Source organism: Roseburia sp. OF03-24 (assembly GCF_003463035.1).
GTDB classification, from domain to species: Bacteria; Bacillota; Clostridia; order Lachnospirales; family Lachnospiraceae; genus Roseburia; species Roseburia rectibacter.
Window position 1 is genome coordinate 16,843 of sequence record NZ_QSCK01000002.1, and the last position, 20,212, is coordinate 37,054.

At 40.4% G+C, this 20,212-nt stretch carries 29 protein-coding genes; 9 read left to right on the top strand and 20 right to left on the bottom strand.

Features of this window, described 5'->3' with window-relative positions; translation table 11 throughout:
• Nucleotides 1–244: 244 nt before the first annotated feature.
• The 11 genes from DXA60_RS01255 to DXA60_RS01305 all read right to left on the bottom strand — a co-directional run bounded on the left by DXA60_RS01255 (nt 245) and on the right by DXA60_RS01305 (nt 8,239).
• Nucleotides 245–1,273 carry a hypothetical protein gene (locus DXA60_RS01255; RefSeq protein ID WP_117918835.1) on the bottom strand — a complete coding sequence of 343 codons (1,029 nt, stop codon included), beginning with the start codon at nt 1,271–1,273 and terminating at the stop codon, nt 245–247.
• A 63-nt stretch (nt 1,274–1,336) separates the two neighbouring features.
• Nucleotides 1,337–1,915 carry a JAB domain-containing protein gene (locus DXA60_RS01260; protein WP_117918837.1) on the bottom strand — a complete coding sequence of 193 codons (579 nt, stop codon included), beginning with the start codon at nt 1,913–1,915 and terminating at the stop codon, nt 1,337–1,339.
• On the bottom strand, nt 1,893–2,048 hold the full coding sequence (locus tag DXA60_RS18625) for a hypothetical protein (RefSeq protein WP_155219209.1): 156 nt from the start codon (nt 2,046–2,048) through the stop codon (nt 1,893–1,895). Before DXA60_RS18625 ends, DXA60_RS01260 begins: the two co-directional genes overlap by 23 nt.
• A gap of 450 nt (nt 2,049–2,498) precedes the next feature.
• Nucleotides 2,499–3,455: a hypothetical protein gene (locus DXA60_RS01270; protein WP_117918841.1), complete on the bottom strand. Its 957-nt coding sequence runs from the start codon at nt 3,453–3,455 to the stop codon at nt 2,499–2,501.
• A gap of 52 nt (nt 3,456–3,507) precedes the next feature.
• Complete coding sequence (locus DXA60_RS01275) at nt 3,508–4,494, bottom strand: ParB/RepB/Spo0J family partition protein (RefSeq protein WP_117918843.1); 987 nt, start codon at nt 4,492–4,494, stop codon at nt 3,508–3,510.
• Nucleotides 4,495–5,259 (bottom strand): ParA family protein, encoded by a 765-nt coding sequence (locus DXA60_RS01280; RefSeq protein WP_117918844.1) that lies wholly within the window; start codon nt 5,257–5,259, stop codon nt 4,495–4,497.
• A 30-nt stretch (nt 5,260–5,289) separates the two neighbouring features.
• Entirely contained in the window at nt 5,290–6,345 is a 1,056-nt protein-coding gene (locus tag DXA60_RS01285; protein WP_117918846.1) for a DUF3991 and TOPRIM domain-containing protein, read from the bottom strand.
• Nucleotides 6,338–6,811: a helix-turn-helix domain-containing protein gene (locus DXA60_RS01290; RefSeq protein ID WP_117918848.1), complete on the bottom strand. Its 474-nt coding sequence runs from the start codon at nt 6,809–6,811 to the stop codon at nt 6,338–6,340. The genes DXA60_RS01285 and DXA60_RS01290 overlap by 8 nt, the downstream gene beginning before the upstream one ends.
• A 2-nt stretch (nt 6,812–6,813) precedes the next feature.
• Complete coding sequence (locus DXA60_RS01295; protein ID WP_147345370.1) at nt 6,814–7,488, bottom strand: molecular chaperone GrpE; 675 nt, start codon at nt 7,486–7,488, stop codon at nt 6,814–6,816.
• A 335-nt stretch (nt 7,489–7,823) separates the two neighbouring features.
• Nucleotides 7,824–7,997 carry a hypothetical protein gene (locus DXA60_RS18630; RefSeq protein WP_158570854.1) on the bottom strand — a complete coding sequence of 58 codons (174 nt, stop codon included), beginning with the start codon at nt 7,995–7,997 and terminating at the stop codon, nt 7,824–7,826.
• On the bottom strand, nt 7,991–8,239 hold the full coding sequence (locus DXA60_RS01305; RefSeq protein WP_117918854.1) for a hypothetical protein: 249 nt from the start codon (nt 8,237–8,239) through the stop codon (nt 7,991–7,993). The genes DXA60_RS18630 and DXA60_RS01305 overlap by 7 nt, the downstream gene beginning before the upstream one ends.
• A gap of 157 nt (nt 8,240–8,396) precedes the next feature.
• Between DXA60_RS01305 and DXA60_RS01310 the strand changes: the two genes are divergently transcribed.
• Entirely contained in the window at nt 8,397–8,990 is a 594-nt protein-coding gene (locus DXA60_RS01310; protein WP_117918856.1) for a DUF6037 family protein, read from the top strand.
• On the opposite strand, the gene DXA60_RS01315 is transcribed toward DXA60_RS01310, so the two are convergent.
• The 3 genes from DXA60_RS01315 to DXA60_RS18635 all read right to left on the bottom strand — a co-directional run bounded on the left by DXA60_RS01315 (nt 8,971) and on the right by DXA60_RS18635 (nt 9,866).
• A complete protein-coding gene (locus tag DXA60_RS01315) occupies nt 8,971–9,348 on the bottom strand; it encodes a hypothetical protein (protein WP_117918857.1) in 378 nt (125 codons plus the stop codon). The genes DXA60_RS01310 and DXA60_RS01315 overlap by 20 nt on opposite strands.
• 77 nt (nt 9,349–9,425) lie before the next feature.
• Entirely contained in the window at nt 9,426–9,551 is a 126-nt protein-coding gene (locus tag DXA60_RS19415) for a hypothetical protein (protein ID WP_278336427.1), read from the bottom strand.
• A 111-nt stretch (nt 9,552–9,662) separates the two neighbouring features.
• Nucleotides 9,663–9,866, bottom strand: coding sequence for a hypothetical protein (locus DXA60_RS18635; protein WP_158570855.1), 204 nt, complete (start codon nt 9,864–9,866; stop codon nt 9,663–9,665).
• A 27-nt stretch (nt 9,867–9,893) separates the two neighbouring features.
• Between DXA60_RS18635 and DXA60_RS01325 the strand changes: the two genes are divergently transcribed.
• Nucleotides 9,894–10,472: a DUF6037 family protein gene (locus DXA60_RS01325; RefSeq protein WP_117918859.1), complete on the top strand. Its 579-nt coding sequence runs from the start codon at nt 9,894–9,896 to the stop codon at nt 10,470–10,472.
• A gap of 164 nt (nt 10,473–10,636) precedes the next feature.
• Here DXA60_RS01325 and DXA60_RS01330 read toward each other — a convergent pair whose 3' ends face one another.
• The 3 genes from DXA60_RS01330 to DXA60_RS18640 form a co-directional block, all read right to left on the bottom strand.
• On the bottom strand, nt 10,637–10,900 hold the full coding sequence (locus DXA60_RS01330; RefSeq protein WP_117918861.1) for a hypothetical protein: 264 nt from the start codon (nt 10,898–10,900) through the stop codon (nt 10,637–10,639).
• Nucleotides 10,878–11,084, bottom strand: a complete 207-nt coding sequence (locus DXA60_RS01335) for a hypothetical protein (RefSeq protein WP_117918863.1) — start codon at nt 11,082–11,084, stop codon at nt 10,878–10,880. Before DXA60_RS01335 ends, DXA60_RS01330 begins: the two co-directional genes overlap by 23 nt.
• Nucleotides 11,085–11,147: 63 nt before the next feature.
• Nucleotides 11,148–11,315 (bottom strand): hypothetical protein, encoded by a 168-nt coding sequence (locus tag DXA60_RS18640; protein WP_155219199.1) that lies wholly within the window; start codon nt 11,313–11,315, stop codon nt 11,148–11,150.
• 151 nt (nt 11,316–11,466) lie between these two features.
• On the opposite strand from DXA60_RS18640, the gene DXA60_RS01340 reads away from it, so the two are divergent.
• Both DXA60_RS01340 and DXA60_RS01345 read left to right on the top strand, forming a co-directional pair.
• Nucleotides 11,467–11,913: a helix-turn-helix domain-containing protein gene (locus tag DXA60_RS01340; RefSeq protein ID WP_117918865.1), complete on the top strand. Its 447-nt coding sequence runs from the start codon at nt 11,467–11,469 to the stop codon at nt 11,911–11,913.
• Nucleotides 11,914–12,293: 380 nt separating this feature from the next.
• Nucleotides 12,294–12,623 (top strand): BlaI/MecI/CopY family transcriptional regulator, encoded by a 330-nt coding sequence (locus DXA60_RS01345; RefSeq protein ID WP_147345371.1) that lies wholly within the window; start codon nt 12,294–12,296, stop codon nt 12,621–12,623.
• Nucleotides 12,624–12,775: 152 nt separating this feature from the next.
• On the opposite strand, the gene DXA60_RS01350 is transcribed toward DXA60_RS01345, so the two are convergent.
• Genes DXA60_RS01350 through DXA60_RS01360 form a run of 3 tightly spaced genes read right to left on the bottom strand, consistent with a single transcriptional unit; the run spans nt 12,776 to nt 14,714 of the window.
• Nucleotides 12,776–13,339: a type II toxin-antitoxin system VapC family toxin gene (locus DXA60_RS01350; RefSeq protein ID WP_117918868.1), complete on the bottom strand. Its 564-nt coding sequence runs from the start codon at nt 13,337–13,339 to the stop codon at nt 12,776–12,778.
• A gap of 9 nt (nt 13,340–13,348) precedes the next feature.
• Nucleotides 13,349–13,771: a response regulator transcription factor gene (locus DXA60_RS01355; RefSeq protein WP_158570856.1), complete on the bottom strand. Its 423-nt coding sequence runs from the start codon at nt 13,769–13,771 to the stop codon at nt 13,349–13,351.
• On the bottom strand, nt 13,764–14,714 hold the full coding sequence (locus tag DXA60_RS01360) for a sensor histidine kinase (RefSeq protein ID WP_147345372.1): 951 nt from the start codon (nt 14,712–14,714) through the stop codon (nt 13,764–13,766). The genes DXA60_RS01355 and DXA60_RS01360 overlap by 8 nt, the downstream gene beginning before the upstream one ends.
• 278 nt (nt 14,715–14,992) lie before the next feature.
• On the opposite strand from DXA60_RS01360, the gene DXA60_RS01365 reads away from it, so the two are divergent.
• From DXA60_RS01365 to DXA60_RS01385, 5 genes are all read left to right on the top strand, one after another.
• Nucleotides 14,993–16,441, top strand: coding sequence for a ParB/RepB/Spo0J family partition protein (locus tag DXA60_RS01365; protein WP_117918874.1), 1,449 nt, complete (start codon nt 14,993–14,995; stop codon nt 16,439–16,441).
• Between the two features lie 283 nt (nt 16,442–16,724).
• On the top strand, nt 16,725–17,066 hold the full coding sequence (locus DXA60_RS01370) for a DUF7768 domain-containing protein (RefSeq protein ID WP_003020223.1): 342 nt from the start codon (nt 16,725–16,727) through the stop codon (nt 17,064–17,066).
• Nucleotides 17,066–17,779, top strand: a complete 714-nt coding sequence (locus DXA60_RS01375; RefSeq protein WP_117918876.1) for an antirestriction protein ArdA — start codon at nt 17,066–17,068, stop codon at nt 17,777–17,779. Before DXA60_RS01370 ends, DXA60_RS01375 begins: the two co-directional genes overlap by 1 nt.
• Nucleotides 17,780–17,894: 115 nt before the next feature.
• Nucleotides 17,895–18,302 carry a PcfB family protein gene (locus DXA60_RS01380; protein WP_330418361.1) on the top strand — a complete coding sequence of 136 codons (408 nt, stop codon included), beginning with the start codon at nt 17,895–17,897 and terminating at the stop codon, nt 18,300–18,302.
• Nucleotides 18,289–20,124 (top strand): VirD4-like conjugal transfer protein, CD1115 family, encoded by a 1,836-nt coding sequence (locus tag DXA60_RS01385; RefSeq protein ID WP_117918878.1) that lies wholly within the window; start codon nt 18,289–18,291, stop codon nt 20,122–20,124. The genes DXA60_RS01380 and DXA60_RS01385 overlap by 14 nt, the downstream gene beginning before the upstream one ends.
• Nucleotides 20,125–20,212 lie beyond the last annotated feature (88 nt).

The following is a 20,212-nucleotide window of genomic DNA, read 5'->3' on the forward strand; positions in this document are numbered from 1 at the left end:
ATTCCCTGCTCGATTCCCTGCTTTCGACCAAGTTCTAAAATTTTATCTGTTTCAAGTTCTAAAACCTTTCCACCCATAATATCACCAATCCTTTCCTTAAGATTTTCCTCCGAATCTATAATATAATCTGCAACCCGTTCCATATCAAAAGATTTTATCCAAACTTCCGGACAGCATGACCGGAAATATATTTAAACACAAAAGAAGATGCCTTATTCCTGACACCTTCTTTTTTCATATTTCATTATCTTCTTTGCGGTGAAGTTTTTCGTATTGGGCAATCTTCTTCCATATTCTCCTGCATCTGTTTGTGCACTGATAAAATATCTTCCTCCGGATATCCGGTAAACATGGCAATCTCTCTTGTACTAAAATCACTATTCATCAAAATATTTTTTATTGTCTTATACTTTTCCTGTTCGATCCCCTGCTCAAGTCCCCGTTCAAGTCCCTGTTCGATTCCCTGCTCAATTCCCTGCTCGATTCCCTGCTCGATTCCCTGCTTTCGACCAAGTTCTAAAATTTTATCTGTTTCAAGTTCTAAAACCTTTCCACCCATAATATCACCAATCCTTTCCTTAAGATTTTCCTCCGAATCTAAAATATAATCTGCAACCCGTTCCATAAGTTCTTCCAGGCGTGTATATAAGTCCATCTCCTCATCCGAAGAAAGTTCTCTTTTTAACTCTCTGGCAATTGACTCAAATTCCTGCACCAGACTGTCTGTCTTTTCCGGATCTGCTCCGATTGCAGCAACTTCTTTCTCATAACGCATGATATAAAACGGCAGAAAAAAGAGAAGCCTCTTTTTAAAAATATCATCTTTCGTATATTCCTGCAGTTTCACAGTTGGGATAGAATATATCACATGCTGTCCATCTGGCATATTTATTTTGACTTTTAAATAATCCGGCGTATTCTGGTTATGTCTCAGATACAAGACACAGGAATGTGGAAAATTTATCTCAAACATATCTTCTGCTAAGGCAGCACCTTCTAATGCCGCCGCAAAATCATATTCAATCATCCGTATCCCCATGTTACCCCTGGAACTGCTCTCACACTCCAGATGATATAATTTATCACCGATGCCAAGATATGAATCCGTAATAATCTCTCCAGATTTTGTGTGATGTTCATTGCGATACTGGTTAATTTTCTCATCTTCAGAATATGAAGTATGAAAAACCTCATTAATAACCGGAATAACAAGTCTTGGCATTTTTTCCAACATGGTCCGAAATACGTCATCAAATATAGTATTATTTTCCATCAAATGTTCTCCTTCATATATGTATTATAACAAATTATCCCTGAAAAAAAAAGATGATATTAATTACCGGAATCCTTTGCGTCTTCTGACTGCAGTATTTTCTCTCTCACTTACCATATTCACTTTTTCGTCCGAACCTTCAAATTCAAGCAAACGATAATCCGTTGGATAACTTTTGTCCGGAAACGACAGCATCCCTTTGCTACGCAAGCTAAAATACTCTTTTGTATCTCCTCCAACAATGATATGATCTACTACCGGTATCCCGACCAGATTCCCAATCTCTATCATTCTGGCCGTCATTTGAACATCATCTATAGAAGGTATAACACTGCCTGACGGGTGACAATGTAACATGATCATACTTGCTGCATTGGAAAGAATTGCTGCTTTCAGCATCTCCCTTGGTGTTGTGACAGCCTGACTGATTGCACCAACACTGGCTATATGTCCATTGATCGGAGTTCCATCGCTCTTCAGATTAATAATACAGATCACTTCCCGATCCATCTCCCCAAGAAGTTCTCCAATTACCTGCACCGCATCTTCTGCTGTCTTTATTTTATGATCTGATAGTAATGGCGGATCATGCACAAGCCTTACCGATACCATATCCAGATTATATGTCTTTTCTGCTTCCATCCTGCACTCCCTCCTTTCCAAAATCAATCTGAAGCCAGAAATCACCATTTTTCTTTTTTATATAGTCTCTTAATTCCTGGACTGACAGCTCCATTTGTTTCTTTTCTTCCTTATTTACATTTATTCTTTCCATGTTGATCCTCCTTTGCTTTATCATATTTCATCCAGATGTACTTTTCATCTGCCTGCAGGAAAAGTTTTAATTCAAATTTTTCCTATAAGAAAAAATATTATATATAAATAAACAGAATATATATAACAGAATAAATATACTCAGGTTCTTTTTTCTTGTTTTTGTTGTATTTCCGACAGTTTCATGACTTATCCACATGCACTGAAATTGAACTGTTTCTACTTGATTTTTCCTTGATTTTAGAACGTTTTTTTCATATGCTGCATAAAAATAGAATGTTTTCCAAAAAATATACATAAAATTTGAATGTTTATTTTGCTGCATAAAAAAATACCTGGTTTCAGGATACTTTTTTGATCCGTTATCAGATATCTGCCAAATAAAAAATTCATTTGATATTTATTTTTGTACTATGAGAAGACCATCCGCATACTGCAGACAGCCTGTCCGTTATCCTATTGCCGGCATGGTTCCTAACAGAACCTTTTCCAGCCCATCGTAATTATATTGTCGTTTCAAATCTCCGTTTGTCTGAAATAATGGCACGTTCTGACCAGAAACGCTCCATTCTTCTTTCAGTAATTTATGGATTAATGCAACACTTAAATATCGCTTTTCCTGAGTCTTTTTCCCTGCATTCAGTGTATCTATGCTTTTTTCCACAGCACGATTCATAAGTGCAAACAGATTTTTTCCTTCTTCTATCGCCTTTGAACCATACTGCTGAAACAATCCCTTTATATCCCTTTTTTTCTTTGTGTCTTTCTCCTGAATACGGTTACGGCGAAGGACTGCCTCCAATAAATGTTCCCGTAACCGTTCCGCTTCACTCACTTCCCCGTTTTTCCTATATATGATTTTTCGTGGTTCTATGTAATACTTTTTATTTTTTATTCCAATTGAAAAAAATATTCTTAATTCCTTCAGGTAGGATCGGATCACACGCTCACTGACCTGAAACATTTTCGTATATTTTTCATAAAATTTCTTTACGCCTATTTCAAAATATCCTTTTCCAGCATAAGTGATCTTCATCAACTCCAATGCCAACAGCTTCGTACCTGCCTTACACCGGAAAAACTGATCCTGAAAGAAAATATTGTGATTTGTATTCACATATCCATTTTGTATACAATCTTTGTCTGAATTATCAAGAATTGTTATATCATGATCAATGCGGTGCGATTTTTCACATTTTATAAAACCTTTCTTCTCCAATGCAATCTTTGCATTATAAAACTCCTGATAACTCATATGCATGGTTTCACATAATTCTTTATAATGAACCCCATATACCTTTCCATTGTCATCCTGGAATCTGGAAATGTATATCAGAAAGTCTATCTCTTTATTTGTAATCCCGGCAGCAATCATTTTAGCAATATTGCTGTTTTTTAGCTTCTGCACTTACGCTACTCCTTTGTTTTCGATAATCTTTTCATTATCTTAATATGTACCATTAGCATTTCTGCCCCTGTTTTTCTGCCCAGATTTCCAACAATTCCATGATCACACTTTCTACATATTCATCTGTTGCATCTTCTGGAAAGAAACTTTTAATTTTTTCTTTTTTAATCGTAATTCCTTTTTTTGCTACATTTTCTTTCTTTGGCTGTCTGTTCATGATATTATCGATTTCTTCCTGATTCCAGGTGCCGCTTTTATGAAGCTGCATCATCTTCTCTAATTTTCCAGTGTCAGGCAATCTGTTATTTTTCTGATAATATTCCCAAACACACTGTTGTTCCTCACGATTAAAAAAGGATATTATATAACCTGCTCCAACAGACAATTTTGACTCATCTACCAAATTCAGCAGCTCCTTCCGCAAATATGTAAGCCGGATATACCGTCTTACTGTTCTCTCACTGTCACCATTTTTTTCTCCAACCTTTTTCATGCCACCAGGTTCTTTCTCCTGTGCCATGTCATCTTCTGTCATAAGATCATTCCGTTTTCCCTGATGGCGCATTGCCTCTGCCTTTATCCGGTATGCCCATGCTTTTTCACTCGGCAGTAATGTCTCTCTTTTATTATTGGAATCAACCATCAAAATCGCTACCGTATCATCATCTAATTCTTCAATATGAACCGGAACTTCTTTCAAACCAGCCATTCCTGCAGCATGGTTTCTTCTGTGTCCGGATATGATCTCATATTCATCTTCCTTGCCGGAAACAGGACGTACCAGGATAGGTTCTCTCACACCATAGGTTCGGATACTCTCTGCAAGATCTTTCATTGCCTGGTCTTCATCCACACGATAAGGGTGCTCATGAAATGCTTTTAATTGTTCCCGGCGGATCATTGCCACACCGGATTGTTTTTCTGTTTGTCTGCCAGGCTCTTTTCTTTCTGTTAATGTATTTTCTCTTCTTGATGTATAATCCGGAAGATTCTGAAACATACCACCAAATATATCTGCACTGCTCACATTTTTCGCCATTTATGCACGCCTCCTAACAATTTCCTCACATACATTCCAGTAATCCTTTGCTGTCGTACATTTTGAATTGTATGCCTGGACACTCATCCTTGCCGACTGGGCTTTTTTACAGTCCTCACATTCCCTTACCTTTGTTTCAAAAACAGTTGTTTCAAACATTGCCAATACACCCGGTAGGGCTTCGCTGATCTCACGACAAAGTGTGGTTTTTTCTTTATATTTATTTAAAAGTACTCCTGTAACACGCAGATTGCGGTTTGTATACTTTTGTGTTGCATGGATCGTGACATACAGATCACTGATTCCTTCCATTCCGTAACGGTCGCAGGTTACCGGTATCACAACCTCATCCGCAAATGTCAATGCATTAGACAACATACATCCCAGCGTAGGTGGTGTATCAATAATAATAAAATCGTACTGTTCCCGGATTTCCTCACATGCATCACATAATGTAAATAGTCTGGTAGCATCATCTGGAAACTTTGTCTCCGGATTCTTTAATAACTTGTCCGATGCGATCACATCCAGCTTTTCCATGTGCTGAATACATTCACTTGCTTTCTCATGTTCAAATAATAGATCATATAACGTTGCCACACCTTCTACCTGGGCCCTGCAGGTATCTGTGGAATTGCACTGTCCATCTGTATCGATCAATAATACCTTCTTTCCCATTTCTGCCAGGTCAAAAGCAATGTTTACTGCTGTTGTTGTTTTTCCTATGCCGCCTTTTTGATTTGCTACTGCGATTACTCTGCTCATACAATTTCTCCTCTGTTTTTTTATTTTCTTTTATCTGCATTTTCTTTTTCTCAGATATTCGTTATGCTCAGTTTCTACCGGTTCCGATTCCTCCATGTCACGTTCTTTCTTCTTATATATGAGATATTCATTCCAGTCCTTACACCCTATCCCCTGTGGAACAATATCCGTATCTGTCTTATATCCCTGCTGTTCATATTTTTTCAGTAACCCAATCTTTTCTTCATTACCGAACATGGCAAGCATCCCTGCTGCATCATTGTCCATACAAAATGTTATTGTTTTTATGTAAGGATGCTCTTTTAAAAACTGAACCAATGGATTATCCGCCGTCATTCCAAGCACAAGTTTATTGCTCTCAAAATCACCTTTCAGATCCATATAAGACATGAGATCTATATTTGCCTCAAAAACTTTCAGCTCCGTACTTTTTTCATTTACGATATTGATACCGTAATTTTTATCATTTCCTGCCACATCCCCTTTGTATTTTTTCCCATAAATATCTGCTGTTCCACGTTTTGTAGCATACCGTACATTGCCATCTTTGTCCTTACCCAGGAAAACAAGGTTATGATGTTCCTTTTCCTCATATAAAATTTTCAGATTGCGTACAAAGTGATCTACAATCTGCTGTGACAAACCTCTTGTCTTGATCAGATATGCATAAGCTCTCCGATAAGTCCCAGGCATTGCTTCCGGGAGAACAAATTCCGCATGTTCCTTTGGTTTTATTTCTCCTGCCTGATGTGATGCAGCTTTTTCATTCAACGTATTCTTCCATTGCCTATCCTCTGTAGAGATTCCCTGAAATTCCAACAGAGTCTTAATTGCTGCATGCACTGACTCAACTCCGCAAAACTGCATCAGAAAGTCAATCTGTGATCCGCCACTCTCTTTACCGTTACCTGCTTTTGACCATCGATACCATGTTCTGTCGTTATAAATTCTTATAGAATCATGTTCCGCCAACGTATATAGCCGGTTACCCACATGCTTTGGATGATATCCATAATATTCTGCCAGCTGCGTCAGGCTTGTCTCTTTTGCCTGGGCAACCAGTTCTTCTGAAAAAAATTCAGACATCCGCCACGTCTCCTTCCCTGTCCGTCATTTGTTGTTTCTGACTTACTTTAAGTAACTTCATCATTTCCTCAGCCATACATAAAAACATTTCTGTTGTTTCTTCGGAAGTATTTTCAACAATCTTTTCAAACACTTCCCCATTTCCATGTTCAATTTCAATCCTGATACGGCTTTTATTCCATACATCATCTACACTTTCTTCTGTTTCCAGTAATTTCGATACCGGAACTTCTAATGCCGTTGCAATCTTTAGGATTGTTTTCAGACTCACAGTGCTTTTCGCGGATTCCGCTTTGGAAACACAACTTACAGAAAGATTTGCAGCGACAGCTAATTCAGATATTGATACTTCTTTTTTCTGACGTTCTTTTCTGATGTTTTGCGCAATATTTTCCATCCGCTGATCCATTTTATGATCATCATAAATAAGAGAATCTATATTAATCCCTCTTTGACGATATAGCATAGTTATCTCTTCCTTCCATTGCGATGCACATAAATGTTGTCATCCGGCTGCTCCTCTTTATCTGCCTTATCCTGATGTTCCTGCCCCTCCACTTTTCTTTCCCTGTCCTCTTTTTCTTCTTTCAGTAATTCCTCTCTTTCCTTTACCCACTGCTTAATGAGTCCGATTTCCTTGTCCATATCAGACTCTTTCGCCGGTTTCCAGTCTCTTGTCATGTATTTCAGTTCTCCTTCCCAGTATGCAATATCATCATCTATCCAGTCTGGTTCTTCTCCGTCTGCTTCTTCCGGATGTTCCTCTATATACTTTTTGTCTTTCTTTGCTTTCTCGATATTATCTATTGCATCCAGATAGTCTTCTGGCTTATATCCCCAATCAAGCAAATGACTCAACAGTGTGTTTTCCGGATACATTGCAAACCAGCACCTTTCAAACCAGCGGTTTGCCAAATCTCTTTCATCACTTCCGTTGGAATATGTACCGTCTACTAAATCTCCGACAAAATATGCAATCAATTCTCCGGCACTTAACCCATGCTCACCACATTTACTCATCAATCTTTCACAATCTGCGTCTGACAGTTTTACAGTGATATTTCTTTCTTTAATTGTTGCAATTTCCTCTTCCTGCCTTTCCCTTTCAGTTTTCGTATGATCATACATTTCTACCTTCTCCATCCTGTTTACTCTCCTTTCCAATTTTCTCTATCCATCTTTCAGTTTCTTTTTTTCCCTTATATGCCTTATAGCGCAGATAAAAAAGAAATAACGTCAATGCAAAGATCTCAATTATTAAAATAATATTTACAATCTTCAACAGCATTCCAACCGATAAAACCATCTAAACTCCTTTCCCTCCGGGACATATGCCCGGAGTTTTCCATCCTGCCATACATCGTGATATATTGTGTAAGGAAAATTGCATTATCCGGTTACATTTTTTAATTGCCCTGCCCCTTGTTTTCCTCTATTCCCCTCCATCCAACGGACAATTCCGATGTACCTGATCCGTTTTATTTACTCCGCATCTCATTTTTCTCATCCTTTTCACGCTTCTTCTCTTTTTTCACCCAATCCCATAAAATATTCAGGACCAACGCATTTCTTGTCAGCCCCTGCTTTCCTGCTCTGATCTTTAATTCTTCCTGCAGATCTTCCGGAGCTCTTACTGTCATTTGATTTACCATGTTTCTCCCTCTCTTTCTATCATTGCTACATACTTTCCATAGCTCATCCCTGCTTTTCTTGCTTTTTTCAATACGTTGCTTATATTGCTATTATTTTGTGTTGGGTTTCTTTTTTTCTCATGAATCGTTTTATTGCGTTCATTTCTGCACTGTTTCCCGCAAGTCAATGCAGCCGCAGAGATTGTTTCAAATTCTTTTCCACAGATTATGCACTGTTTTTTGTATACTTTTCTTACGAACACTTTTTATCCTCTCTTTCTTATCTGTTGTGCTTATTTCTAATACCGCCGATTGCAGTCAGCTTATTATTTATGTCATTGAACTTCTGATATCATTTTGATATAATACTGATGTATAAATCACAATTTTCAATACCAGTTGCATACAAAGTAGATATACATGGCTCACTTTCCCGGATTTAAAAAGTTCATCACTATAATGATTGCCAATAATTCAGATCGGGAGCATTTTACTGTTCGATATGCCCAAATAACTTTTGACATTATAATCAGTTTGGATACTCATCCATACCAATTACTGATAGGTGCTAAAGGTTATAATAATTGGGCAAGTGTTATGGATATTTCTGATGATTTTGAAATATCTATGCCTGATAGCGATTTTTATAGATTACGTTCCTTTCTTAATCTTCAATCAAATGGTGATAAAAAATTTGGCTCTTATATTTTTTTGAAATATATTTCTGATCATGTTCCATCAAAATGTTCAAAAAATCCTGTTCAACCCTATATCATGCAGAAATGGTATCCAGAAGAAACGGACAAAATTGATCCCCAAAGGCGTACTGTATTCTATCGTTGGGTTGATCAGACAAAAAATGATCGACAAGCCCATAATTTTAAAAAAACTGAATTTTATTTTGGAAAAAAAGTTGCTGATTACTGTCGCGCGCATAATATCACCTCGCAATGGCTTACTCCCGAACAAGCAACTAGACTACATATTCAAACTGTTAAATATCCGTGGACATAATCCCTAACTTCTGTCCACAAAACGGACAATAATTTATTTCTACTTCAATAATTAAAGGCATGTCATTAACAGGAAATATTTTGTTTCCTATATCAGATGAACATATTTCGATACGTCCAGGATGCTTTTTTACATACTTAACATATCCCAGATCTTCATTTACAGGATTGATTGTTCTTCCAAAATTTCTTATAAACGCAATGAACCCCTTATGACGTTCCGGGTTATCCATTGGAATTACACCATATAAATTTGAAGCTATTCTTTCACATTCAATTTTTTTCTGTGCAGTCCATTCCCCATCAACTGCTATATAATTACAGTATGGACATATTTTTTTATTATTCATCTTATCCATATGGCTCCTTCACACATTTTTCTTTCTCAATACTGGAAAGCCGTTTTTCTTTCTTCTCTTTCGCTGCATCTTTCTTTTTAAACAAATATGCATATTCCCCATTTTCCCCATCCTGGAACATCCTCAGTACTCTTTCCAAATAAAGCCCAAATGAGCTGATCAGAAGTTACCGGATTCTCTTTATCAAAAACAATATTATTCATACACATCACCTCTCTTGTCTGTAGTGCTTGTTTCTAATACCGCTGCTTCCTGTCAGACGATCATTTATGCTATTGAACTTCTGATGTCATTTTGGTATAATTTTGATGGTGTTATAATAAAATAGATTTTATGTATGATAATGGAACTACTGCAGATCCAAAAGGTTCAACTTCTGAATCTTTCTGTTGAACCAAAAAAATATTGGCATCTAACACCCCATTATCATTAGTTAAACAAATATCTTCGATTTTTCCATCAAGTGTATGGTTGTTCCCACATAATATTTTTATATAATCACCTTTGCTTATAAACATATATTTACTACATTAGGAGAAAACATTATGAGTAAATTAACATTCACTACCTTAAAAAATTTAGTCAACCAAATGAAAGAAAATAATGTTGACAAAGACAAATTCTCATTTGTATATAAAGTAAAATTTGATGTCATCGTCGCTATTGTTCATGAAGGTTATGAACTTTTAGTCGGTTTACACACTGTGAACTATGGCTTTGTTGTTAAAGTAAATCAAAATTTTGTAGCAGAATTAAAAGAAGACGATTATTATAATTTATGCAAATATTTAAACCTGTCATTTAGAAACGATGGCTTTACTTCTAATGTTTTCTTAAAACTCCTTTCATCTAAAATTCCAGATCACTACTCTGGGTATAAATATTCTTATAAAGATATGATTCCTTTTTTAAAATGTAAGCCAATTGACGAAGCACAGAAAATATATTTTAAAGGATGGAATGACCATACAAAAGATCATAATAAAGCTCATAATTTTGAAAAAACAGAATTTTATTTTGGAAAAGAAGTTGCAGATTATTGCAGGGTCAACAATATAAGCTCCCTATGGACGCATATCGCAAAGGAAGAAGATACTTTCTATAATCCCTGGCATATAAAATAATTGCTTTTAAATCTTTATCTTTTCACATAGAGCGGCATAACTGCCCATTATAAAATGTTGTTCTGTTTTTAATGAGCAGTTGAAGCCATTCCATCATTAACGCTTTATATTATTTTTCCCTGTCTTCCATTGCCACTTTCTAATACTGGAAAACCGTTTTCCTTTTATGCCGAATGTGCCTGAGCTGTGATCACATCCGTCATGATTCCGATTGTCATTGCATCCAGTGACGCAGCAAGCGCCTGATCAAGTTCCTCACTGGTGTTGATCCCAAAACTTTTTAAGGTTTTTCTCAGTCGTTCTGCCTGGTTCTTATCTCTGTTATCCTGATCTGTTTTCTTCATAAGGTTTCCATCCTTTCTTCTCTTTTTGTGCTTATTTCTAATACCGCTGATTGCAGTCAGCTTATGAAATATCATCTTTGCCATATGCCATACCGGCTTCCATTCCATTCAGATATGCCAGCATCACACTCTCGAATATCGAACATTTTCCAGATGAAACACTGTTAATGATTTCAGATAAATGTTTCGCATCTGAAAGCTGATCGGGCGTTAATTCCTTTTCTTTATCCGTAAAATCACTTCCTTTCTGATATCGTTGTGAACCCATCTTAGCGCATATCTTATTATAAAGATAGTTTCATAGTGATATCACCATGCCCTTTTCTTTCCTCTACCTTCCTGTTTTAGCCATATTTTTCGCGAATCGAACACCCTGCATAAATATCTGGAAAGATTTTTGTTCATCCGGGCTGAGCTGATTTAAAAGATTCTCAAGCTCTATTGTTTCCTGCTTATTTTCCACTGCAATCATGGTTTCTGTACCTTTTCTTTCGTCCATAATGGCTTCCTCCTTTTCTTTTTTGTTCCTTGTATCTACATATTAATCCCTTGTAGGGATATTGTCAATGTATTTTTGTGCCTTTAAGGGATTTTTATTGACTTACACTTTTTCCAGTGTTATGCTGAAACTAAGAATTGGAGGTCTAAAATTGAACGAGAGAATTAAAAAATTACGAAAAACGCTTGGATTGACATTAGAAAAATTTGGTGAACGACTTGGTGTCGGGAAAACAGCTATTAACAAATTAGAAAAAGGTGAAAATAACGTTACTGATCAAATGCGTAAATCCATCTGCAGGGAATTTGGTGTAAACGATGAATGGCTTTTAAAAGGATCTGGACCGATGTTTATTCCATCTTCTACCTTCAGTCTTGATGAATTTGTAAAAAGTCGTGGAGCAAGTGATTTAGAATTGGATATCATGAAAGCTTATTTTGACCTGGAACCAGATGTAAGAAAAATGATAATTGAGCATTTTAAAAGCCGTCTGGCAGCTCCAAAACGTGATTTATTTGACGACGTTCCTGATACTCCAGAAGAACTGGAGAGACGCTTTCCTCCGGTTGATCCGGATGATAAGAATGTGGCGGGATGACTTGTTTTTGTTTGAACATCAGCACTCTTTATGTTATACTATATTTGTATAATTAAAAAGAAAGCAGGATGTGATTTTTCGATTGTCAGACGCCCTCTAGTTCACAAAGGAGGGTGATGCCCTTTGAATACGCTTAAAGTTTTAACTTTAGTGTTAGTAGTTTTTGCGGCACTGTCTTACATAGGTAATCATAATGACAAAAAGAAATAGCATCCCTACCGCCTAAAGTTTGGATGCTATTCTTTGATACATTTTTACTGAGGGCAGATCGGAATCATATCCGATTACTTTTCTAAGCAGATTAGACACAAGGGTATTTGATTTTTCAAGCACTCTTTTAACGTGAAAATCTAATTCTATTGATAAGGTGGGGGCACAAATTGAAAAAAATATCAGATGCAGAAGAAATTATAATGTCAATTATCTGGAGCAATGAAGAACCTATGGCTTTGGACGAAATCCGTACAAAAGCCAATGCGGCATATGAGAAAGACTGGAAACCACAAACAGTTTCTACTTTTTTGACTCGTTTGTGTAAAAAAGGATTCGCTAGCTCGGCCAAAAAAGGAAGATATCACTTCTATACACCGCTTATAAGCCGACATGATTATGTAAAAGCATCGTACAATTTGCTGATCTCTCGCTTTTATCATGGTGATGAAGATGAAATGATATCGGAGATCAAAGAAGCTATTAAGAAAGAATTATAAAAACAAATGTAGTGGATTTGTCTGAAAATTACGCAAATAAATTATCTGGCAATTCGTTGCTACCTATTTAACTATCATATCTTAAATGTCGAAATGTCAGTCAAGATAAAGTTTCCAATCTTGATTGGCGATTCTGACATAATCATCTACTTCTAACGAGCTTTTCCCGGAACAATAAATTCCATTCCTTCATCTTTCATTGCAGCTCTTAAAGCCTTATCTGCAGTAACTACATACATTGGGTTTTCTTCCGTTGAATGAATTATAGCAGTCGATGCAATTAGTGCATCCTGTGAACCAAATTTATATTTTACTGCATGCATCATAAATCCTTCTGCTCTATTAACAATATCCTCATCTATTTCCAATACATTAATTTTAAGAATAGTACTGGTTCCCTCTATCATTTCCTTGACTAATTTTCTTAGTGCAGCACATTGCTTTTTGTTCCATGGTCTAACACCTTCAAAAAAATATCGGTTACTACATGTTATTCCTTCTTTTGAAGTTTGTCTATTGCAAGTCTGCCACTGTGAAGACTTTCCCCTTCCATATTTTCCAATTACAGACAAAACTTCCAGTTCTGTAATTTTAGAAATATAACATTCACCCTGTCGTATATCTTCAAAATCGTATTCATCCTTCCTCACATTTTTTCCGACTAAATAACTAAGCATTTCGAAAAAGGCATTTGTATCTAATAGGTATTTTTTCATTTATACTAACTACTCCTCTTTATCTAATTTCGCATCGTTCATTATTGCTTTCATATCCTCCATAGAAAATGGTTCTAATTTTTCTTTAATCTTATCTATAAGTTCCTGCAAATCAGAATCTGGTCCTTTATTTACATATCCATCTATCCCAATATTAGCTAACGCTTTTATATCCGCAAATTCGCTAAAATTAGTATATATTATTACAAAAACATACGGTCTTATTTTTCTTATTTCTTTCAAGACTTCTTCTCCACTAAGCTTTGGCATTTTTAAATCTAAAAGAATCAAATCATAATCATTCTTTTTGATCAAATCCAAACCTTTCATTCCATCTTCTGCAATTTCTGCATTTATTCCATTTAATTTCAAAGCCTCTTTCACAGTAGTTGCTGTCATTAATTCGTCTTCTATAATTAATACTTTATTCATTTTTTTCCCTCTCATCTTGTTTTTTTAATATAGTAATTATAAACTTAGCACCATTTTTATATTCTCTATCTACTTTAATGTTTCCATTAAACATACTGACAATGTTCCATATAATATACAAACCAAGCCCTTCACCTCCTCCATTTTCATCATTATTACATTCTTTTGTGGTAAAAAATGGTTCAAAAATTTTTCCTAAATATTCTTGCTCAATACCAGTTCCATTGTCCTCAAATGTTATTATATATTCCTTTTCACTTTCAGAAATAGTAACCGCAATGCTTCCTTTTTCTCCTTTTTCTTTTATTGCATAAATGGAATTGCCAATTAAATTATAGAATATCTGATCAAATTTTATATTATCACCAAATAAAATAAAATCACTATTTTCTTTCAATTCCCATACAATATTCTCTTTTTTCAATCTTGAATCAAAATCTGAGAAAACATTCTTTATTTCTTTAACTACACTAAAATTAGTTTCAGCATTCTTTTCAGAAGTAATTGGTGAAAATCTATCCAAAAGCTTTTTTATTCTATATGTTTGTGACAATATATTTTGTAACAATTCTTTTAATTCTTCATTTGTGTTTATACCTTTATTCATTTTCATTTGAAACAATTGTACACCATAGCGTATATTTGTAATAGGCTGGCCTAATTCATGAGAAAATCCTTTTAGAAGTTCGCTCATAGATATTAGCTTTCTACTATGCTCAAGTTCAACAAACATTTCTCGAATAGCACCTACTAATGCTTCAGCAGCATCATCTTCCTGTTGATTTCGATCTTTATTATATGATTTTTCTTTCGTTCTTTGTTTTTCTGCAATAAAAGTTTTTACTTCCATTGCCTTATTAAGCATACCAAATTGTAAATAAAAATTGTATAAAGTTCTCATTATCGGTATACTATCGATTCCACATTTTTCTATTTTTTTCAAAGCATTGTTTCTATCCTCGATATTTCCTATTTTTGAATAGTAAAATACTAACTCATATAATATATGATTACTTCCTATTAGGAACACTGTAAATACAAGGCTTTTCGGAGCCTGCAAACCAGAAAAAATAATATTTGATCTATCACATTACGCAAAAAGCCGTCCGGCATGAGAAACGGGCGGCTTTTTTGCGTGGATAGACGGAAAGGAGGCACAAAAATAACTACAAAATTTTAGCGCTCTAATTTGTGCAACTTTAACGAAAAGGAGGATCGTAAATGGCCGATGAAAAACTGAATACTGGCCCTGCGGAGAATATTTCCCCGGAGGCCGCCGAGCCTATCGCCACACCCGAACAGGCCGCAGCATCTGAACCCCAGCAGGAACAGACCGGGCCTGCCATACCTGAGCCCGGCGATGTGGTTGTGTCCTTTGACAAAATCAATGAGCTTATGGCAGAAAAGAGACAGAACGCCCGCGCCGAAGTCGAAAAGGCGGAAACCCCCGAAGCGCCGGAGGCGGCAGCCCCCGGAGAAACACCGCAGCCCGCCAATACGGAGGAACCGAAAAAGCCGCGCCGTGGCCGTCCGCCGAAAGCAGAAAAGGCCGCGACTGAAAATCAAAAATCGGAGAAATCGGCTGGGGCCCGCAAGGGCCGCCCACCCAAGGCGGATAAGACGGCCCCTGACAAGCCCAAGCCGTCCAAACGAGACAAAGTGTCCCGAAGTGACGGAAAGGCCCCGGATGCCAAGGAGCCCATTAAGCCCGCACAGGATACGGCACCGAAGGAAACTGCTACTGCGGAACAGACGGCTCCCGAGCCGACCACACCGCCCCGCCCGGTTGAGGAAGGCAAGCTGGTTTATCTGAAACTTTCCGAGGTTCATCCGTTTCACACATTCCGTCCGCACCCCTTTAAGGTACGGGACGATGCGAAGATGCAGGAAATCGTTGCTTCTATCCGCGTAAACGGTGTAATGGTTCCCGGTCTTGCCCGCCCGGAGAAAGACGGAAACGGCTATGAAATTGTAGCGGGCCATCGCCGTACTCACGGCAGTGAGCTGGCTGGACTGGAGGAAATGCCCTTTATCGTCCGTGAAATGACCGACCACGAAGCGGTACAGGCCATGAAGGACAGCAACAAGCAGCGTGACGGGATGCTCCCCAGCGAATTGGCCGCGCTGCTGGAACTCGAGGTTGAGGACATCAAGCATCAGGGCGGGCGGCTGAAAGGTGTTGCGGAAGGCGATGTCGGGAAACGCTCGGTTGAGATTGTAGGCGAGGCGCATGAAATGAACTATAAAAAGGTCATGCGCTACTTGCGGCTCAACTCCCTTGTGCCGGAGCTTCTGGATAAGGTAGACGATAAAAAGATGGGCTTCATGCCTGCCGTGGAGCTTTCCTACATCAAACCGAAAAATCAGAGGCTTATTGCTGTTTCCATTGACGGGGAGCAGGCTTCGCCCTCGCTGGCCCAGGCTAAACGGCTCCGGGAGCTGGATAAGGAAGGCAAGCTTAACGGCGATGTCATTGACGGTATCTTATCAGAACAGAAAAAGGAGGATCGAGGCGTGATTATTTCTACTGCGGAACTGGAAAAGTATTTTGGCAAGGAGGTCACTCCCGCCAAAATGAAAGAACAGATTATGTCCCTGCTGGATGACTGGAAAGAAAAACAGCCGCCGGAGCTGGCAAAAGCCCCGAAAAAGCAGGAACTTGACAAGTAACAACTTCGAGACACTTTGTCCCGAGGGCCCCGCCCTCGCGCAGAGGCTCTGGTGGTATATATCCCCCGTCGCCGCCTGTTTTTTAGTACAGCCGGGAGTGGGCCGTCAAGGGTGCAGCGCACCGCCGTTTTCGGCGGCTCGCCCTTGACGGTCTGCCCCGGCTGTGCTATTTCCCCGGCAAGCGGCGGGGGTATATCCTCCAGAGCCGCCCCCTTTCCCAAGACTGGGAAAGGGCGTGGGGTTTGGGTTGAACTTTCTTATTAAAATATCGGAGGTATGAACGATGAAACGACCCCTTGCTTATATCACCGCTGCATGGCTCGGCGGCGATAGCGAAAACGCAGAACTGGCGGCGCAGTATTGCCGCACCGTGTATGAGGCAGGCTTTTCTCCTATTTGCCCGCCCCTGTACTTGCCCCTGTTTCTCAATGATGCTGTTCCCGAGGAGCATAAAAGCGGCATCGACATGAGCCGTGACCTGCTCCGCCGTTCTCATGTGCTGGTTGTCTGCGGGCACAGTATGACCGAAGCCATGAAAAATGATATTGCCGTGGCCCAGCGGCTGGGAATTACGGCAACAACCCTTGAGGGCATCCTGACCGTCAAGGGACAGGGCCGCCGCTGATGGCAACCCTGTTTGAAGCCTACGTTACCAACGCCGGAAAGTACAGCGAGGGCCAGCTTGTGGGTGAAACACTGAAATTTCCCACAACCGCCCAGGAGGTGGAGGCTCTCTTGAAACGGATCGGCGTGGATGGCGTCCGCTATCAGGAAATTTTTATTACCTCTTTCGATGGGGATGTGCTGGGGCTCTATGACCATTTGAGCGAGTATGAAAATCTGGACGAGCTTAATCATCTGGCCTGCCTGCTTTCCGAGCTTACCTCATCGGAGCTGGAAACACTGGAGGCCGTCCTCGACAGCGGCGATCACTGTTCTTCGGTGCGGGACATCATCAATCTGACACAAAATCTGGACTGTTACGGCTTTTACCCCGGCGTATCCGATGAGGAAACGCTGGGGCGTATTTATGTGGACGATCTGGAAATGTTGGATGTGCCGGATCAGGTAAAACCGTATTTCGATTATGAGGCGTATGGCCGGGATGCCTGCATCCACGAAAACGGCCATTTTGCCCCGGGCGGCTATGTTGTCAAAGAAAGCAATCATTTCGTGGAAGTGTATCACGGCTTGCAGGATATTCCCAAGGAGCATAAGGTATTCTCTTTCCCGAAGCTCTCTATCCGGGAGCAAATGGCCGCTTATCAGGAAATCATAGACGGTTCTTCTTTGGAGGGCTACCGTCAAATGCAGAAAAAAGACCGTGGGGATCGGTGATGGCACTTCGAGACAAATTGTCCCAAGGAAGGAGGCGGTGTAACTGATTGATGAAGATATTTCCCGGCGCACGATAGCCATATCCGTAAAAACAACCAAGCTGACGGCGCGGGGACTGGCGTATGTGCTGGGCATGGTGGGCCGGAAGATCCGCAAGGCATACCGTGGGCGGCAAGTACCGCATGGAAAACAAAGTGTGCGAAAGCTCATGGCCCACGGTACAGCCACAAACAGCATTGAGCTATCCGGGGATGCCAAGTCCTTTGACCGCGTGGCCCGGAAATGGAATGTAGACTATGCGTTCTATAAAACCGGGCCGGACAAATACCTGCTGTTTTTCAAGGCTGGACAGGCAGACGCAATGACCGCCTGCTTTTCTGAGTATTCCCGGAAGGTGTTAAGCAAAGCAAAATCGAACCGTGTTCCCATCCGGGAACAACTGCAACAGGCGGCAGATCAGCTTTCCAAAGAAAAGCCGAAACAGAAAGAACGTGCAAAGGAGGTGGCCTATGAGGACAGATAAGATCAGAAAATATCTCATTCCGAACATTCCCTATCTATTCATCCTGTGGGCGTGCCTCAAGCTGGGAACGGCCTACCGGCTGGCGGCGGGGAACGATTTTGCACATAAGCTCATCGGGCTGGGCCAGACGATTGGCCCGGCCTTTGCTGACTTTGCACCCGGTCTTGTCCCGCTGGATTGGCTTGTTGGCATTGTAGGCGCAGTTGTTTTCCGGCTGCTGATCTATTTCAAAAGCAAGAACGCTAAGAAGTTTCGGCGGGATGCAGAATACGGCAGCGCCCGGTGGGGAACGGAAAAAGACATCAAACCGTTTGTTGATCCAAGGTTTGAAAACAACGTGATTTTGACCGGGACGGAGTTTCTCACGATGAACACCCGCCCGAAAATCCCCGCAAATGCCCGAAACCTGAATTGCTGCATTATCGGCTCGTCCGGCTCCGGCAAAACCCGCTTTTGGCTCACGCCCCAGCTTTTACAGGCTCATTCCTCTTATGTGGTGGTCGATCCCAAAGGCGGTGTGCTGGGACAGGTCGGAGCTTTCCTGCAAAAACGCGGGTACAAAATCAAGGTATTCAACAGCATAGATTTTTCAAAATCCATGCACTATAACCCGCTGGCGTATATCCGCAACGAGGCCGATATTCTGAAATTCGTGGATGCCCTGATTTCCAACACAAAGGGCGAAGGCAAGGAAGGCGATCCATTCTGGACGAAATCGGAAACGCTTTTATACTGCGCCCTGATTGCCTACATCATTTTCGAGGGGCCTGCCGAGGATCGGAACATGAATACCCTTGTGGATATGATTTCCGGCATGGAGGTCAAGGAGGATGACGAGGACTTTATGAACGCGGTGGACTATATGTTTGCCGGGCTTGAAAAGCGCAAGCCGGATTGCTTCGCGGTCAAACAGTATAAAAAGTACAAATTGGCCAGCGGCAAGACGGCAAAAAGCATTTTAATTTCCTGCGGTGCGCGGCTGGCTCCCTTTGACATCCCGCAGCTTCGTGAAGTCATGGCCTATGACGAATTGGAGCTTGACCGCATCGGAGATCGGAAAACGGCGGTATTCTTCATTATTTCCGATACCACGCAGACCTACAACTTTTTAGTGGCGCTTGCTTTTTCGCAGATGTTCAACCTCCTGTGTGAACGGGCGGACAATGTTCACGGTGGCCGCCTGCCGCACCATGTACGAGTGCTGTGGGACGAGGCAGCCAACACGGGACAGGTGCCCCAGCTCGAAAAGCTGGTCGCGGTTATCCGCTCCCGCGAGGTGAGTCTTTGCCTGCTGTATCAACAGTTGGCACAGTGCAAGGCCATTTACGATAAACACGCCGAGACAATCCTCGGCAACATGGATAGCGTGGTGTTTCTCGGTGGCCGCGAAGCCAGCACCATCAAGGAAATATCCGAGAACTGGCTGGGAAAAGCCACAATCAGTATGCAGACTGACAGCCGCTCCCGTGGTCAGTCGGAAAGCTACAGTCAAAATACCCAGCGGCTGGGCCGGGAACTGATGACCCCAGCCGAACTTGCAACCATGCCGGGAGACAAATGTATTTTGCAGCTTCGGGGCCTGCCCCCGTTCTTCTCTCCCAAGTATGATCTGAAACGGCATCCGAACTACCGTTATACAGCGGAGGCCGATAAACAGAAAAACGCTTTTGACCTCGACAGGCTCATTAACCGCCGCAGGCGGCCCGGTCTGAACGAGGCGTGTACGATGTATGAGGTGACTGTGCCGGACGATGCGCTCACGGAAGAGGACGAGGACATCCTCAACTATGATGACATCGACGATCCAGACGCCTTTGCATAAACGCTTCGAGACAAAGTGTCCCGAAGTTTGTAACCTGCCGCCTGCAAGGGCGGCTTTTTTGTTACCGGGAAAATCCCGGAGAAATGGA